Source organism: Nannocystis pusilla (assembly GCF_026626665.1).
GTDB classification, from domain to species: domain Bacteria; phylum Myxococcota_A; class Polyangia; order Nannocystales; family Nannocystaceae; genus Nannocystis; species Nannocystis pusilla.
In genome coordinates this window covers 7,710,552-7,727,275 of record NZ_JAPNKE010000002.1, presented here as the reverse complement: position 1 = coordinate 7,727,275, position 16,724 = coordinate 7,710,552, and the positions used below count along the sequence as shown (strand labels likewise).

Annotated in this window: 11 protein-coding genes and 2 pseudogenes; 11 read left to right on the top strand and 2 right to left on the bottom strand. The window is 67.2% G+C overall.

The features are described 5' to 3' along the window. Nucleotides 1-14: 14 nt before the first annotated feature. From OV079_RS59085 to OV079_RS33925, 6 genes and pseudogenes are all read left to right on the top strand, one after another. Nucleotides 15-1,913, top strand: a pseudogene (locus tag OV079_RS59085) (HsdM family class I SAM-dependent methyltransferase). A 95-nt stretch (nt 1,914-2,008) separates the two neighbouring features. Next, nucleotides 2,009-3,232 carry a restriction endonuclease subunit S gene (locus OV079_RS33940; RefSeq protein WP_267773449.1) on the top strand — a complete coding sequence of 408 codons (1,224 nt, stop codon included), beginning with the start codon at nt 2,009-2,011 and terminating at the stop codon, nt 3,230-3,232. Next, nucleotides 3,229-6,648, top strand: a complete 3,420-nt coding sequence (locus OV079_RS33935; RefSeq protein ID WP_267773448.1) for a type I restriction endonuclease subunit R — start codon at nt 3,229-3,231, stop codon at nt 6,646-6,648. The genes OV079_RS33940 and OV079_RS33935 overlap by 4 nt, the downstream gene beginning before the upstream one ends. Nucleotides 6,649-6,692: 44 nt before the next feature. Next, on the top strand, nt 6,693-7,256 hold the full coding sequence (locus OV079_RS33930; RefSeq protein ID WP_267773447.1) for a hypothetical protein: 564 nt from the start codon (nt 6,693-6,695) through the stop codon (nt 7,254-7,256). A gap of 6 nt (nt 7,257-7,262) precedes the next feature. Further along, nucleotides 7,263-7,403 carry an integrase core domain-containing protein gene (locus OV079_RS59080; protein ID WP_420829563.1) on the top strand — a complete coding sequence of 47 codons (141 nt, stop codon included), beginning with the start codon at nt 7,263-7,265 and terminating at the stop codon, nt 7,401-7,403. 496 nt (nt 7,404-7,899) lie between these two features. After that, complete coding sequence (locus tag OV079_RS33925; RefSeq protein ID WP_267773446.1) at nt 7,900-8,049, top strand: hypothetical protein; 150 nt, start codon at nt 7,900-7,902, stop codon at nt 8,047-8,049. Nucleotides 8,050-8,253: 204 nt separating this feature from the next. On the opposite strand, the gene OV079_RS33920 is transcribed toward OV079_RS33925, so the two are convergent. Continuing rightward, on the bottom strand, nt 8,254-8,793 hold the full coding sequence (locus OV079_RS33920; protein ID WP_267773445.1) for a hypothetical protein: 540 nt from the start codon (nt 8,791-8,793) through the stop codon (nt 8,254-8,256). A gap of 553 nt (nt 8,794-9,346) precedes the next feature. On the opposite strand from OV079_RS33920, the gene OV079_RS33915 reads away from it, so the two are divergent. The 4 genes and pseudogenes from OV079_RS33915 (at nt 9,347) to OV079_RS33900 (ending at nt 14,215) form a co-directional block, all read left to right on the top strand. Continuing rightward, nucleotides 9,347-9,898 carry a 3-phosphoshikimate 1-carboxyvinyltransferase gene (locus tag OV079_RS33915; RefSeq protein ID WP_338089118.1) on the top strand — a complete coding sequence of 184 codons (552 nt, stop codon included), beginning with the start codon at nt 9,347-9,349 and terminating at the stop codon, nt 9,896-9,898. Next, nucleotides 9,895-10,020 carry a hypothetical protein gene (locus OV079_RS33910; protein WP_267773441.1) on the top strand — a complete coding sequence of 42 codons (126 nt, stop codon included), beginning with the start codon at nt 9,895-9,897 and terminating at the stop codon, nt 10,018-10,020. The genes OV079_RS33915 and OV079_RS33910 overlap by 4 nt, the downstream gene beginning before the upstream one ends. A gap of 227 nt (nt 10,021-10,247) precedes the next feature. Then, on the top strand, nt 10,248-12,356 hold the full coding sequence (locus OV079_RS33905; RefSeq protein ID WP_267773439.1) for a protein kinase domain-containing protein: 2,109 nt from the start codon (nt 10,248-10,250) through the stop codon (nt 12,354-12,356). 290 nt (nt 12,357-12,646) lie between these two features. After that, nucleotides 12,647-14,215, top strand: a pseudogene (locus OV079_RS33900) (long-chain-fatty-acid--CoA ligase). A 26-nt stretch (nt 14,216-14,241) separates the two neighbouring features. Here OV079_RS33900 and OV079_RS33890 read toward each other — a convergent pair. After that, nucleotides 14,242-15,222: an alpha/beta hydrolase gene (locus OV079_RS33890; protein WP_267773437.1), complete on the bottom strand. Its 981-nt coding sequence runs from the start codon at nt 15,220-15,222 to the stop codon at nt 14,242-14,244. A 107-nt stretch (nt 15,223-15,329) separates the two neighbouring features. Here OV079_RS33890 and OV079_RS33885 point away from each other — a divergent pair, with 107 nt between their 5' ends. Beyond that, nucleotides 15,330-16,712: a WS/DGAT/MGAT family O-acyltransferase gene (locus tag OV079_RS33885; protein ID WP_267773436.1), complete on the top strand. Its 1,383-nt coding sequence runs from the start codon at nt 15,330-15,332 to the stop codon at nt 16,710-16,712. Nucleotides 16,713-16,724 lie beyond the last annotated feature (12 nt).

The following is a 16,724-nucleotide window of genomic DNA, read 5'->3' as shown; positions in this document are numbered from 1 at the left end:
TGTCTCACAAGACATTGTCAGGTAGGGGCCCGAACCTGGTGTTCAATGGCGACGGCTCGGTGAAGCACCCGGGGATGGACAACCACTCGATGGGCACCGTCTTCGAGGAGCTGGTTCGCCGCTTCAACGAGGAGAACAACGAGGAGGCCGGCGAGCACTGGACGCCGCGCGATGCCGTGCGCCTGATGACGACGCTGATGTTCCGGCCCATCGCCGGGAGCGTGAAGGCGGGCTCGTACCTGCTCTACGACTGCGCCTGCGGCACCGGCGGCATGCTCACCGTCGCCGAGGAGACGCTGCAGAAGCTCGCTGCCACTCATAAGCAGAAGGTTGTCACGCACCTGTACGGGCAGGAGATCAACCCGGAGACGTACGCCATCTGCAAGGCGGACATGCTGCTGAAGGGCGAGGGCGAGAACGCCGACCACATCGTCGGCGGCGCGGAGTGGTCGACGCTCTCGCACGACGCGTTCCCGGCCCAAGAGTTCGACTTCATGCTCGCCAACCCGCCCTATGGGAAGAAGCTGGAAGAAGGAACTTGAGGCGATGGGCGGCAAGGACGGGATGCGCGACCCGCGCTTCAAAGTCATGCACCGGGGCGAGGAGCTGTCGCTCGTCACGCGCTCGAGCGATGGCCAGCTCCTGTTCCTCGCGAACATGGCCTCGAAGATGAACCACAAGTCGGCCCTCGGGAGCCGCATCGCCGAGGTCCACAATGGCTCGTCGCTGTTCACCGGCGATGCGGGCTCGGGCGAGAGCAACATCCGCCGTTGGCTCTTCGAGAACGACTGGGTCGAGGCGATCATCGCCCTGCCGCTCAAGCTCTTCTACAACACGGGCATCGCGACCTACGTCTGGGTGCTCTCGAACAAGAAAGCCGAGCAGCGCAAGGGAAGGTGCAGCTCATCGACGCCACGCAGTGGTTCAAGCCGCTGCGCAAGAACCTCGGCGAGAAGAGCTGCGAGCTGTCCGACGAGGACGTACAGCGGGTGATGGCGGCGTACGATGCGTTCGCCCAAACTGAGCAGTCCAAGACCTTCGCAAACGAGGCCTTCGGCTACTGGAAGGTGACCGTCGAGCGCCCGTTGCGTTTGCACAGCCAGCTCGCGACCAAGGCAATCGAGGCGCTGCGCTTCGCCTCGGGCGATGAAGACATCCGCAGCGTGCTCTACGACGAGCTGGGCGACGCGCTCTTCGACGACTTCGCCAAGGTGAAGGCCGCGCTCGAGAAGCGGCTCGCCGAGTGGGGCGCGGGGGATGGCGGCGACGAAGACGAGGGCGACGAAGAGGCCAACAAGAAGGGCCTGCCCGAGAAGAAGAAAAAGAAGCTGCTCGAGCCGAAGACCTGGGAGCGCGACGGACGGCTCGTCGAGACCGCCACGAAGCTGAAGAAGGCGCTCGGTGACGGCGTGTTCACCGACCACAACGAGTTCCGCCGCAAGGTCGCGGATGCGCTCGGGAAGGCTGGAATCAAGCTCGGCGCCGCCGACCTGAAACTGCTTCTGCGTGCTGTGAGTTGGCGAGACGAATCCGCGCCGCCGGTGATCGCCAAGGTCCACAAGCCGGGCAAGGCCACACCCGATCCGTTGCACGGCCGCTTCGGGGTGATCATGGACGGCAAGCGGTGCGTCGTCGAGTACGAGCCTGACAGCGATCTGCGCGACAGCGAGCAGGTGCCGCTCCTCGAGGACGGCGGCATCGAGGCCTTCATCAAACGCGAGGTACTCCCGTACACGCCTGACGCGTGGGTCGACGAGACCAAGACGCAGATCGGCTACGAGGTGAGCTTCACGCGTCACTTCTACAAGCCGCAACGGCTGCGCACGCTCGACGAGATTGCGGCCGACATCGTAGCTACCGAGAAGGAGGCCGAAGGGCTCCTCGAAGGCCTCGTGAAGCGGGGGGCGGCATGATCGAGGCGCTGAAGCCGTACGAGAGCTACTAATCCGCTGACCTCCCGTGGGCGCGGCGTCTTCCCGCGCACTGGACCGCCAAGCGCGGCAAAGCGGTGTTGGCAGCGTCGACGCTGCCGACCTCTGATGGCCAGGAGGTCGTCACCTGCTTTCGCGACGGTCAGGTGACGCTTCGGCGAAACCGCCGGACAAACGGCTTCATGGTAGCGCTGTACGAGCAGGGCTACCAGGGCGTGCGGAAGGGCCAGCTCGTTGTTCATGCGATGGATGCGTTCGCTGGCGCGATCGGGATCAGCGACAGCGACGGGAAGTGCACGCCCGAGTATGTCGTCTGCAACGCGCGAGGAACGTCGGTGCATCTGCCCTACGTCGCTCAAGCGCTCCGCGTTGCCGCCCGTGATGGCTTCATCCTCGCGAGCTGCCCGTCCGTTCGTGAGCGCGCGCCGCGCTTTCGGTGGGCAAACCTCGGCGACTTCCTCGTGCCGCTCCCGCCGCCGGACGAGCAGGCGGCCATCGTCCGCTTCCTTGACCACGCGAACCGCCGCATCGACCAGTTCATCCGCGCGAAGAAGAAGCTCATCGCGCTGCTGAACGAGCAGAAGCAGGTGATCATCCACCGCGCCGTCACGCGCGGCATCGATGCGGGCGGCAAGCTGAAGGACTCCGGCATCCCGTGGCTCGGTGCCATTCCCGCACATTGGGAAGTGCGCCGTCTCAAGTACGTGGCCTCCTTGCAGCGCGGGTACGACCTTCCAAGCGACAGCCGTGTGGCCGGGCCTTACCCGGTAGTGTCATCAGGGGGCCTGATCGACACGCACCACGAGTTTCGTTCGAAGGGGCCCGGCGTTGTGCTCGGCTGCTACGGTTCGACTGAAGCGGTTTTCTACGTTGAGTCGAGCTTCTGGCCGCACAACACGTCGTTGTTCGTCACGAACTTTCACGGAAACAATCGTCGATGGGCCTACTACCTGTTGCGGAGCATCTCGAAGGGAGCTCACTCGGGGAAGTCGGCTGTTCCTGGCGTCGATCGAAAAGACCTCCACGAAATCGTAGTGCCAGTACCACCCAAGCCGGACCAAGAGAAGATCGTCGCTGCACTGCCAGTCATGGTGGCAGACGTCGAGGCCAGCATTCGCTCTCTTGCTCGAGAACTTGAGCTGAGCCGTGAATATCGCACGCGTCTCGTGTCCGACGTCGTGACCGGCCAACTCGATGTGCGCGCGGCAGCAGCCCCGTTGCCTGACCTCGAACCGGAAGGCGTGTCGGTCGAGCCCTCCGACGACGAAGAAGCAGACATCGATGACAGCGAGGCCGCATGACCACGGACACCTCCGAGAAGGGGATCGAGGGCCTCATCGTTCGTTCGATGACCGGGAGGGTCGACCTGCTTTCGCCGCCGTACGTGCCGAGCGAGACCTCGACGCCGGCCGCCGGTGGCACCGGCTGGATGCTCGGCGACCCGAAGCACTACGACCGTGGCGCGTGCGTCGATCTCGTCCAGCTCCGCGGCTTCGTGATGGCCACGCAGCCCGAGCTAGTCGAGAAGCTCTCTCTCGAGAGAGACACGCCCATGCGCCGCCAGTTCCTTGCGCGGCTCGAGAAGGAGGTCGGCAAGCGCGGCGTCATCGATGTGCTGCGCAAGGGCCTCGACCACGGCCCCGTACACGTCGACCTGTTCTACGGCACGCCCTCGCCGGGCAACGACAAAGCCGCCGAGCGCTTCGCGTGCAACCGCTTCAGCGTCACGCGGCAGCTCGCCTACAGCCGCGACGAGACGCGGCGCGCCCTGGACCTGGGCCTCTTCATCAACGGCCTGCCCATAGCGACCTTCGAGCTGAAGAACAGCCTCACGAAGCAGACCGTCCATGACGCGGTTGAGCAGTATCACCGTGACCGCGATCCGCGCGAGCCGTTGTTCGCGTTCGGGCGGTGCGTCGTTCACTTCGCCGTCGACGACAGCGAGGTACGCTTCTGCACCGAGCTGAAGGGCAAGGGCTCTTGGTTCCTCCCGTTCAACAAGGGCTATAACGACGGCGCGGGCAACCCGCCTAACCCGAACGGACTCAAGACCTCGTACCTCTGGGAAGAGATCCTCACGCCGCGCGGGCTGACAGACATCCTCGAGAACTACGCGCAGATCGTCGAGGAGACCGACCGCCGTACGGGCAAGAAGAAGCAGAAGCAGGTCTTCCCCCGCTTCCACCAGCTCGACGTGGTTCGCAAGCTGCTCGCTGACGCACGCAAGGTCGGCGCCGGGCGGCGCTACCTCGTCCAGCACTCGGCGGGCAGCGGCAAGTCCAACTCGATCGCCTGGCTCGCTCACCAGCTCATCGGTGTGAAGCAGCCCGACGGCAAGGACACCTTCGACTCCATCATCGTCGTCACCGACCGCCGCATCCTCGACGAACAGATCCAGGCGAACATCAAGCGGTTCGCGCAGGTGAGTGCGGTGGTCGGCGCGGTCACCGGCTCGGGTACGTCGAAGACGCAGCAACTCTCGAAGTTCCTCGAGTCGGGCAAGAAGATCATCATCAGCACCGTCCAGACGTTCCCGTCCCTCCTCAAGGAGATCGGTGACGCGCATCGCGGGCGACAGTTCGCTGTCATCATCGACGAGGCGCACTCCAGTCAAGGCGGCAAGACTTCCTTGGCGATGAATGAAGCCCTCGCGGAGGCGGCCGACGACCCCGAGGACGTCGTTAACGACGAACTTCAGCGGCGCATGGACGCGCGCAAGATGCTCACCAACGCGAGCTACTTCGCGTTCACCGCGACGCCCAAGAACAAGACGCTGGAGATCTTCGGCGACGCGCTCCCGCCCGACGCCGAGGGCAAGGTCCAGCACCGGCCCTTCCACAGCTACACGATGAAGCAGGCCGTGCAGGAGGGCTTCATCCTTGACGTGCTCAAGTCGTACACGCCAGTCAACAGCTACTACAAGCTGGTCAAGACCATCGAGGGCGATCCAGAGTTCGACGTAAAGAAGGCGCGCAAGAAATTGCGCCTCTACGTCGAGAGCCACAACACGGCGCTCCGGCTCAAGGCCGAGATCATGATCGACCACTTCCACGAGCAGGTGATCGCGCTCGGGAAGATCAAGGGGCAGGCTCGCGCGATGGTCGTGACCAGCGGCATCGAGCGGGCGGTGCAGTACTACGCCGCGTTCAAGGCCTACCTCGCCGAGCGGAAGAGCCCGTACCGCGCGATCGTTGCGTTCTCGGGCGAGCACGACTTCGGGGACGGCAAGGTGACCGAGTCGTCGCTCAACGGCTTTCCGTCGTCGGAGATCCCGGACCGAATCCAGGAGGACCCGTACCGGTTCCTCATCTGCGCCGACAAGTTCCAGACCGGTTACGACGAGCCGCTGCTCCACACGATGTACGTCGACAAGGGGCTCTCGGGCATCAAGGCGGTGCAGACACTCTCGCGCCTGAACCGCGCGCACCCCGACAAGCACGACGTCTTCGTGCTCGACTTCCAGAACAAGGTCGAGGGGATCGCGGAGGCCTTCGCCGACTACTACCGCACGACGGTCCTCAGTGAAGAGACGGACCCCAACAAGCTCCACGATTTGAAGGCAGCGCTCGACAGCTGGCAGGTCTACTCGCCCGAGCAGGTGGAGGAGATCAGCGCGCTGTTCCTCGGCGGCGCGCCGCGCGACAAGCTCGACCCGATTCTGGACGCGTGCGTCGCTGTATACCTCGATCGGCTCAACGAAGACGGCCAGGTTGACTTCAAGGGGAAGGCGAAGGCGTTCACGCGCACCTACGATTTCCTCGCGTCGATCCTGCCGTACTCGAACCCCGGTTGGGAGAAGCTCTCGATTCTGCTGAACTTCCTCATCCCGAAGCTGCCCGCGCCGAAAGAGGAGGACCTGTCCAAGGGCATCCTCGAGTCCATCGACATGGATAGCTACCGGGTGGAGAAGCAGGCGCTGCGCGGGCTCCAGCTTCCGGACGACGAGGCCGTCATCGACCCGATCCCGGTGGCGGGCGGCGGGCGGAAGGCCGAGCCCGAGCTTGACCGCCTCTCGCACATCATCAAGAGCTTCAACGAGCAGTTCGGCACACTGTTCGACGATGCGGATCGCGTAGCGCGACGGTTCCGCGAGGATATAGCACCGAAGGTCGCGGCCGATCCCGCGTACCAGAACGCCAAGCTCAACACGCCACAGACGGCGCGCATCGAGCATGACAAGGCGCTGGGCAAGGTAATGCTCGAGCTGCTCAAGGACGATACCGAGGTCTACAAGCAGTTCGTCCAGAACCCGTCGTTCAAGCGCTTCGTGACTGACATGGTGTTCGGGCTGACCTCGGACAGCGCGACACCAAGCACGGGGAAACGGGTTTTGTCGCGCCCGCCTAGCAAGCATCAGGCGCTGGAGGAGCGGCTTGCGAAGTCGGTGGACGGGCGGGATCGCCTGGGCGCGGTGCTCCTCGGCCGGCTCGAGCGCGCTCGACGCATCACGCTCGGGGACGCGATCCGGGCGGCCGAGAAGCTGGGCCTGGGCGATGATGACGCGCTCGCGGCGGTGGAACGCCTGGCTCGGCCGCAGACGGCGAGCCTGCATCGGTTCTACGTGGACCGGTCGGGCAGCCAGGCGCGCATCGTCAGCACCGACGAGGTGCGGGAGCGCTGCGCGAAGGCGACGGACACGCGGCACGAGTGGGCGTCGGCGGTCGAGGTCGTGTGGGCAGCGAATGAGGCTGACGCCATCGCCGGAGGTGCGGCGTGAGGAAAGTTGACAGGGATTCTTCCCTCGAGCGGCTCCTCGGTCTCTTGGAGGCGCACAACTCCAACCTGAAGGACCTGCTGCTCGCCGAGACCGGGCCAGAGTTCATCGTGGCCACGGAGGGAGCGATCGAGCACGCGATGAAGACGATCGAGAACGGCTCGAAGGAGTACTCGACGCTGAACGAGCTCGGCCTGTCCCATCTCCTGGCTGACTGCCTAAACCTCATGGGCTGGCGCGCGACTGCCGAGACGAACAACAACGGCCACGTCGACGTCGTCGTGGCGTGCGCGTTCGGCAGGCACTGGAAGTACCTGGGCGAGTGCAAGCTCCACAAGGGCTACCAGTACCACGTCGATGGGTGCGAGCAGCTCCTCGGCTACTGCACCGGCCGCGAGCCGCGCGCGTTCTGTATGGACTTCATCAATGCAACCGATGCCTTCAAGAAGATGATGAAGCTCCGTGCCGACATGGACAAGAAGCGCCCGCTCAAGCAGAAGGCCGCAGGCGCCGACCACCGTATCCTCGGCGGCTTCGTCACGAGTCACGCGCACGTTAGCGGCGCGGTCGTCGAGATCCTTCACCTCGGCTGCTCGGTACCGAAGCCGTGAGGGCCGATACCCGCCGCGCCCTCCCCTGACGGCGCCCGCGCCACCATCGCCGCCCGCATCGACCACTACAACCACCGTCGCCTTCACAGCGCCACCGGCTACATCACCCCGCGCGACAAGCTCGCCGGCTGCGAGACCGAGATCTGAGCCAAGCGCGACCGTAAACTCGAGCAAGCCCCGCAAGCACCGAGAACCGGACCACGCCGGCATCGCCATGGTCTCGTCAGACCCCGGGGAGCCGCGGGCGCCCGGCCAGCTCGGGACCGCGGTGTTGACTGCCGCGATGGAGAAGGCGTCGAGCCATGATGGCGGACTGAGGTCGTGAACTACGGAGCCCGGCAAGAATGTCTGCGCGCGGCTCTGTGTGATCCTGGAGCGTCTCCACTATCTCTCCACGACACAGGTCGACGCCCGCGAGCCTTGGGGACTCGCGGGCGTTCAAAGGGGGAGCGAATTCATGAACATCTACGCGGGCTTTGGCGAATTTGCGAACGCGATCAATGGGTTGAGAAATCCGCGTAGTTACTGCTTCGAGCAGTAAAGGGAAAGCGGATTTAGATTGAGCTTCCGAGCACTGACGAGTGCTCGGAAGCGCGTCTCCCCGACGTCTCCAAGGCGTGATCGCGTTCGACACCATCGAGCTGTGCGGGGCGGCCTGCAGCGGGCGACGGTGCTCGAGGTCGGCACCGACGACCCGCGCGACCAGGCCGAGTACCCCGACATCGACCTGCGCGCGGCCCCCGAGGGCTACGTGCATCGCGACGGCGCGCCGTACCCGCGGCGCGAGGGCTGAGCGGCGTTCGCGGGTGAAAAAATCTGCAATTGAAACGCGGCTCGCCTGGAACGACGCGGCGCCCGTGTGCATGCGGGGCGCGAGCCTGATGGACTACCCCGACGCGTGCGCTCGACGTGCCGGTGCGAGACCGCTGAGGCGAGATCGATCCGCGCCGCGATGGAGCGCGCTCCATCGCGGCGGCGGGCCTCGCCGGCGGCGGGCTCACTCGACGTCGATGTCGGTGAGGGCGTCCGACAGCGGGCCCGAGGGCTGCGGGGCGCGGGGCTTCATGAAGTTCGCCTGCGAGGGCTCGCGCATGAAGGCCGGCGGCGGGACGTCGCGGAGGTTCATGAAGTCACCGAGGCCGGGCTCCTGGTGGGCGAAGAACGCGAGGATCGGCTTGACGCCGGCGATCTGCTCCTCGGTGGCGGCGTCGCGGATCGCCTGGTCGGCCAGCGCGGCGGCCATCGACTCGCGGATCTCGGCGATCTCCGCGTCGAGCTCGGCGATGCGTGCGGTGCCCTCGTCGATCACCTTCTGGGCCCGCGCGCCGCCCTCGCGGATGAACGCCTGCAGCGCGTCCACCTCGGCGCTCGCAGCCTGGATGATCTTGTGCGTCGGGACATCGAAGGCGGTGAACGCCGCCTCGACGATCTGCCGCTTCAGCGCGGCCGGCGAGCTCTCCGGCAGGCTCCGCAGCAGGTCCTGAGCCTTGGTCACGCGCTGCTGCTGCTCGACATCGACGCCAGCCCGGCGGAGCACCGCCGGGAAGTCGATCTCGGTCGGGTAGCGCTCGGCGAGGCGAAGTGGGGCGGGGGCGGGGGAGCGGGTGGCTGGATCGGCATGGGTGCGGGTGCGGGTGCGGGTGCGGGTGCGGGTGTGAACGCGGGGACGGGTGCGGGGGGAGCGCGGGCATGTCGTCATCGACATCGGTCGGGCGGCTCCCGAACAGGCCCTTCAGGAAACTCATCAAGCCCATGGTCTGGCCCTCTCTGGCATGGGACCGACTTTACTCCATTTTTTGAGGGGGGCGCTCGTGCGGTTCGAAGGGGATTTCGTCGAAGTGTCGCGTACGAGACGCTTGTAGGTCCACGGAGCAGGGTCAGTTCGTGAACCACGATGCTCGACCTCGAACAGCTCTACAGAGCTCTCGGTCGGCAGGCATCGAGAACCTGGGCCCGGCGGGTGCGCCGAGACGGACTTCTCGTCGGGCAAACGACGAGGGGCAACGAACTCCTCGTCGGGCAAACGACAAGAGAGGCCGAGCGCGGCGCTGGAGGCCGGTGCGGTCAACCGGTGAGCTGCAGGAGCGGCGCTGGAGGTCACGACAAGAAGGCCGAGCGCGGCACTGCGTCCGCTCGACGGCGCCACCGCCGGGACCGCCGCGCGCTTCCTCGCCGCCTTGCTGGCCGCCTCCCCGGTCGCCTGCCTCGTCGACGGCAGCGCCCGCATGCGCGAGCGGCCCATGGAGGGCCTCCTGCAGGCCCGGCGGGCCCAGGGCGGCGACATCGCCTGCCGCGGCGCCGACGCCCTGTTGCCGTGCGAGCTCAGGGGCGCCCGCCTGCGCGGCGGCGAGATCCACCTGGTCCGTCCGGCGAGCTCCCGGTTCATCTCCGCCCTCCTGCTGGCCGCCCCGCTCGCCGCCGCCCCGCTGCGCATCGTCCGCGAGCAGGGCTCTCCGGCGCGGCCCTACGTCGACTTGACCCTCGCCTGCCTGCGCGACTTCGGGGCCGAGGCCGCGTGGGTCGAATCAGATGTCCTTCAGGTCAGCCCGGCCGAGCTGCGCGGGCGCGACCACCCCGACTGCGTCGGCAAGACCTTCCCCAAGTTCTTCGAGGTGCTCGCCGGACTCGGCATGGTCGAGTGACGGTGCGCCGCGGCGATCCGCTGCCCTTCGAGCTGGACGGGCTGTCGCCGGAAGATGACGGCCTGTCCTATGCGACAGGTATCATCGTACATATCCCCGGGGCGATGTACCGGCAGCTCTGACGCCGGGCGCCCCGAGGCGGCTCACCCCATTCCGCCCGAATGGGTGCGGTCACCGGCCACCACTCCCGTGCGAACGGCGTTGACCGGTGTACTGGCACGCGCTTTCACGCCGGCGATCGGCGAGACTTGATTCGGGCGGACTGGCGAGGAGATACTGCGGCGCTTGAATGAGTGGTGGACACCAACTATTCCGGGCGGAGCGCCACGACGACGAGGTCCCGACCGTCATGTTCGGCGACCGCGCGGCGGACGTGGACATGGACGAGCAGGGCGTCAACGACGTCCCTACCGCCCTGTTCCGTGGCGCCGCGGCGGCAGACGAGGGAGTGGTCGTGTACGACGCGGGTGTCGAGCCCGACGGGCACGGACCCCTGCGTATCGGCCACTTCACCGTGCTCCACGAGATCGCCAAGGGCGGCATGGGCGTCGTCTACGCGGCGCACGACGAGCAGCTCGGACGCAAGGTAGCGATCAAACTGTTGCGTGCGCAGGGCGACCTGGCCGGTCAGGCCGACGAGCGCATGATCCGGGAGGCGCGGGCGATGGCTCGCCTGTCCCATCCCAACGTGGTGCAGGTGCACGAAGTGGGGGCATTCGAAGGCAAGACCTTCGTCGCCATGGAATACATCGAGGGGCAGACGCTGCGGAAATGGCTCAAGACCGGCCCCCACGCGTGGCCCGACGTGCTCGACGTCTTCCGGCAGGCGGGGCAAGGGTTGGCCGCGGCGCACCGGGCCGGCGTCGTGCATCGCGACTTCAAGCCCGAGAACGTGGTGGTGAGCAAGGACCAGCGGGTCAAGGTCCTCGACTTCGGCCTGGCCCGCTGGAAGGCGGAGGAGGTCCAGGTCGAGGGCGAAGAGGTCGAGATCTCCCTCGACGAACATCCGTCGGAGTCCGACGACGGACCCTGTCTGACCAGACCAGGGTTCTTGCTGGGGACGCCCGCGTACATGTCTCCCGAGCAATTCGAGGGCAACCCGGCCGACACCCGCAGCGATCAATTCGGATTCTGCGTCGCCCTCTACGAGGCGCTCTACGGCCGCCGCCCCTTCCCGGGCAGCAACTTCGCCAAGCTGGCGCGCGCCATCACCAAGGAATCGCCGCTGCCCCCGCCGGCCGACGTCGACGTGCCCAAGTGGGTGCACGCGGTGGTCCTGCGCGGGTTGTCGCGCGACCCCTCCCAGCGCTTCCCCTCGATGGACGCGCTGCTGACCGGCTTCGGGGACTTCAAGGCCAGCGTCGACGCGCACAACACCGAGATGCTGCGCCTCGAGTCGGGGCTCGGCACGATCATGGTGCTGGGCTTCTGGATCCTCGATTGGATGTTCGTTCCCGAGCACGTCTATCTGGCGCTGTTCATCCGCCTGGGCATCGGCGGCGCCGCCCTCGTCGTCCACGTGCTGTGTCGACGGCGCCCGCGGCTGGTCGAGCGCCACATCGACGACCTCTCGCTGGCGATCAACGTCCTGACGGGGTGGGGCATGAGCGCCATCATCTGGCTGGCGGGAGGCTACGAGTCGGCCTACTACGCCGGGCTCTGCCTGCTGGTGCTGACGCTCGGCATCATGTTCCTGTGGACCGTGCGGCGGGCCCTGCTGCTGAACGCGATCATCTACGGCTTTTACATGACGCCGCTGGTGCTGGGCCTGATCGAGGTCCACGAGCCCACCGTGGTCCTGAGCAATCAGTTGTTCCTGCTGAGCACCATGATCATCGTGATGACGGCGCAGCGACAGCGCTACGTCCAGGAGCGCCGCCGATTCCTCGCCGAGCAGGAGCGGAGCCAGCTGCGCGAGGAGGTCGCGGCGATGGCTCGCGGCCGAAGGCGCGCCGAGCTGTACGAACGCACCCAGTTCCTGCTGCTGGGGGAGGACGAGCTGCAGCGCTCGCGTCGGGATCGACGACCCGTGTGGTGCATGGTGGTGGGGGTGGACGGCTTCGCCGAGATCGTCGCTCGCCACGGCGAATCGGTGCGCGACGAGATCCTCGAGGGCCTGCGACAGCGGCTCGCCGAGGACCTGTGGCGGTTCGACCTGGCGGGCCAGTACCACGGCGACGAGCTCGTGTTCCTGGTGTCCGACGCCCAGTCGCGGTCGGTGCGAAAGCTGACCGAACGGCTCATCCGCGCGCTCTCCAGCGAACCGGTGGTCACGCGGGCGGGCGCCTTGAAGCTCACGGTCAGCGCGGGGCTGGCCGTGTCGTCCAGCGCGAGCGGGAACCTGACGACCCTGCTCTCCAACGCCGTCTCGGCGCTGGAGCAGGCGAGACACGCGGGCGGGGCCCGCCTGATGCTGTGGAGCGTCGAGGAGCTGGTCACCACCCGGTCCGGCCCGTGAGCGCCGGGTCGACGAGCGCCCTGTCCTCGACGACATAACCCATACGACATGTCTTTTGCGCCATCCTGGCAGGGGTCGTCGTCGGCGTTCCGGCCGGCCTAGCGGTGGATGGGGCGTCGCGGCCCGGCCTCGGCAAACTTGACCACGTTCTGAGAACGTTCTGCGCGAATTTGCGCTCCCTTCGCCCATCGGCCCTCGAAGGGGGTCTGGGCGTGCAAGTATCACTTGCTTGTCGCCAACAAGTATTCCAAGATCCGGATTCGGCTCCTCCCGTCTGCCAGTGGAACCCCATGACTACCGAGCATCGCGTCATCCCAGCCGCTCAACGTCGCAACCACTGGATGAACCATATCGCCGGCCATGCCGCCATGCGGTCCGCCGAGACGGCATTCATCCATCGGGACACCGTCACCACCTGGAAGCAGGCCCATGAGCGTATCACCGCCTGCGCGGCCGCCCTGCAGCGGCGAGGCGTGAGGTTCGGCGACCGCGTGCTCATGTTGGTCCTCAACCGCACCGAGGTGATCGAGGCGATCATGGGGATCAACACGCTCGGCGCCATGGCGGTGCCCATCAACGCGCGCCTGACCCCGCCCGAGATCGCGTACATCATCGACGACGCCGACGGCGATGTCCTCGTCGTCGACGCGCCGCTCGTCCCGTTCGTCGCCGCGATCAAGCAATGCACCGAACGGGTCAAGCGGGTGATCGTCCTCGGGGCGGCGCCGGTCGGGACGGAGGCGTTCGACGACCTCGTGGCCGAAGGCCCGGGCGAGTTCGTCGCGCCCGACGTCCCCGAGAGCACCCCCGCGCTCATCATGTACACCTCGGGGACGACCGGTCGACCCAAGGGGGCGATGCTCGACCACGTGAACATGCTCGCGCAGTCGCTCACCTGCATTCGCGCGATGGAGATCTTCAAGGAGGACGACGTCTCGTTCATGACGGCGCCGCTGTTCCATATCGCCGGCCTGGGCTCCATCGCGTGCAACTTTCTGCTGGGGATCCCCACGGTGATCCATCCGCTCGGAGGCTTCGACGCCGGCGCCCTGCTCGACGCCTACGAGAGGTACGGCGCGACCATCGTCTTCAACGTCCCGTCGCAATGGCAGGCGATCTGCAACCACCCCGACGCCAGGCACAAGGGGCGCAAGCTGCGGGTGATCAGCTAGGGCGCCGCGCCGGCGTCGGGGACGGTGCTCCGGCAGATGGAGGCGACCTTCCCGGCCGCCCGCAACGTCGCGGTCTTCGGGCAGACGGAGATGTCGCCGATCACCTGCGTCCTCCGCGGTGCCGACTCGCTCCGCAAGCTCGGCTCGGTCGGCCTGCCGATCCCGACGATCCAGTACCGCATCGTCGACGACGACATGAACGACGTCCCCAGAGGCATGGTCGGCGAGATCGTGTACCGCGGGCCGACGCTGATGCAGGGCTATTGGCGCAAGCCCGAAGAGACCGCCGCCGCGTTCGCGGGCGGATGGTTCCACTCCGGCGACCTCGTCCGCCAGGACGACGAAGGCTACGTCTGGGTCGTCGATCGCAAGAAGGACATGATCATCTCGGGCGGCGAGAACGTGTACTGCGCGGAGGTCGAGAACGCCCTCGCGTCCCACGCCGAGATCCTCGACGCCGCGGTGTACGGGCGCGCCGACGAGAAGTGGGGCGAGGTCCCGGTGGCGGCCGTGGTGCTCCGACCAGGATCGACGCTCGACCTCGACGCGCTGCGGACCTTCCTCGACGCGCACCTCGCTCGCTTCAAGCAGCCGAAGGCGGTGGTCGTCCTGGACGTGCTGCCTCGCAACGCCGGCGGCAAGGTCATCAAGAGCATCCTTCGGGACAGGGACCCGGGCTCGTGCTGAGACCCGCCGGCATGCAGGTCCGAGGCCTACTTCGAAGCGGCCGCGGTGTGCGTCCGCAGGTGTGTTGCGAGCTCGACGAGGGCCTCGTCCGTCGCGGGGAGGCGCATGATCGTGAAGATCATGAACGCGTGGATCATGTCCGGGTAGACCGAGAGGCTCGCGTCGACGCCCGCGTCGATCGCCCGGGCGTGGAGCAGCCGCGCGTCGTCGACCAGGGTCTCCGCCTCGCCGGCCTGGATCAGCAGCGGCGGCAGGTCGTGCAGCGGCGCGTGCGCGGGGGAGAGCAGCGGGTGGGTGCGCGCCGTGTCGCGAGCGTAGCGCGCCGCGTAGAGCGAGAGGACGCGCCGCGGGATGTAATCGTAGCGCTCGTTGCTTGCGATGCTCGCGCCGCCCAACGTGAGGTCGACCCACGGAGACAGCACCGCGGCGGCGCCCGGGAGCGGCTCCCCGGCGTCGCGCGTCTCGATCAGCGTGGCGATCGTCAATCCGCCGCCCGCCGACTCGCCGGCGATCGCCGCCCGCGACGGATCGACGCCGCGCGCGAGGAGCCAGCGCCATGCGGTCCGGGCGTCCTCCAGCGCCGCGGGGAATGGGTGCTCGGGGGCCAGGCGATAGTCGACGAGGAGCACGCGCATCCGCGCCTTGCGGGCGATGCGGGCGACGTAGTGGCGGTGGGAGGCGATCGAGCCGCAGGCATATCCGCCGCCGTGGAGATAGAGGAGCACGCGCGCGGGGTCGGCGTCTTCAGGGACGATCCATTCGCCCGGGATCCCGTCGATGTCGACCGAGGACAGCCGCACCCGCCACGGGCGGTGCCGCGGCGCGATGGCGCCGATCATGCGCCGGTGGAACCCGACGGGCATCCAGCTCGAGAGCCGCGCGTAGTGGTGGAGCACCCGGGTCATGGCCTCGGTCTCGACGGACCAGCCCTCGCGCAGCGGACCACGAAAGACGCGCCTCAGACGCGTCGCTTCGATCAAGGCGCGACGGTACAGCTGAATCAACATGTCCCGAGCGTATCGCGCTCACCCCCGTTCCGCAACCCGCTCGCTCCATTGACGATGCGCAGAGTCGGCGAGCGTCCGACCCGCGAATGTCCGAGTCGTGAGGAAGCATGAAGCTGCTCAATGTCGTCGATACTTCGTGGCTCTTCGTCGAGTCCCGCGCGACGCCGATGCACATCGGCACCCTGTCGATCTTCGCGCTGCCCGAGGGGGCCCACGACGAATTCGTGCAGCAGACGGTCGCCTTGCTGCGGGACACGCGGACCTTCGCGTCGCCCTGGAACCTCAAGCTCAACGACGGCGCGCTGGTCACGTCGATCCCGCGGTGGGTCGAGGACGACGACATCGACATGGACTACCACTTCCGCCACTCGGCGCTGCCCAAGCCGGGTGGCGAGCGTGAGCTCGGCGTGTTGGTCTCGCGCCTGCACAGCCATCAGCTCGACCTCAATCGTCCGCCGTGGGAGGTGCACCTGATCGAGGGGCTGGCCGGCAACCGAATGGCGCTGTACACCAAGATGCACCACTCGATCGTCGACGGCGGCAGCGGCGTGCGTCTGCTGAGCCGGATGTACTCCACCGATCCGGACGCGCGGCAGATGCTGCCTCCCTGGTCGATCCCCCCGTCGAGAGAGCCGCGCAAGGCGGCGGCCAGGGTGCTGTCGCCGCGCGCGCTGTTCGAGATGGCGCGGAGCGGCGGCAAGAGCGGGGTCGCGCTGCTGCGGGCGTTGCGGCGGTGGGTCGAGAGCACCCGCGACGAGGGCTCGAACCTCAAGGTGCCGTTCACCGCGCGGCGCTCGGCGCTCAACTCGCGGATCAAGGGCAGCGCGCGGCGCTTCGCCACCCAGCAGTACGACCTCGGCGAGATCAAGGCGCTGGCGAGGGCCGCCGACTGCACGCTCAACGACATCGTCCTCTACCTGTGCGGCACCGCCCTGCGCCGCTTCTTGAAGGAATCCGACCGGCTCACGGACGCGCCGCTGACCGCGGGGATCCCCGTCGATGTCAGGCCCGCCGACGACGAGGGCGTGGGCAACGCGCTCAGCTTCATGATCGCCAGCCTCGGCACCGACATCGACGACCCGCTCGTCCGCCTCGCGGCGATCAAGGCGTCGACGAGGGAGGGCAAGGAGCTCCTCCAATCATTGCCGCGATCGGCGCTCACCCCTTACATGATGATGATCATGGCGCCCTATATGGTCCAGATGATGACCGGGATCGGGGCGAGCACGCGGCCGGTCTTCAATATCATCATCTCCAACGTCGCCGGGCCGCGGCGGCCGCTCTACTTCAACGGCGCCAGGCTCGCGGCGCTCTACCCCGTGTCGCTGCTCACCCACGGGGCCGCGCTCAATATCACCTGCCTGTCGTACGCCGACACCTTGAACTTCGGCTTCACCGGCTGCCGCGACAGCTTGCCGCACATGCAGAGGCTCGCGGTCTACACCGGCGAGGCGCTCGCCGAGCTCGCTGCGGTCCTCCGACCGGCTTGAGCGAGCCGCGGC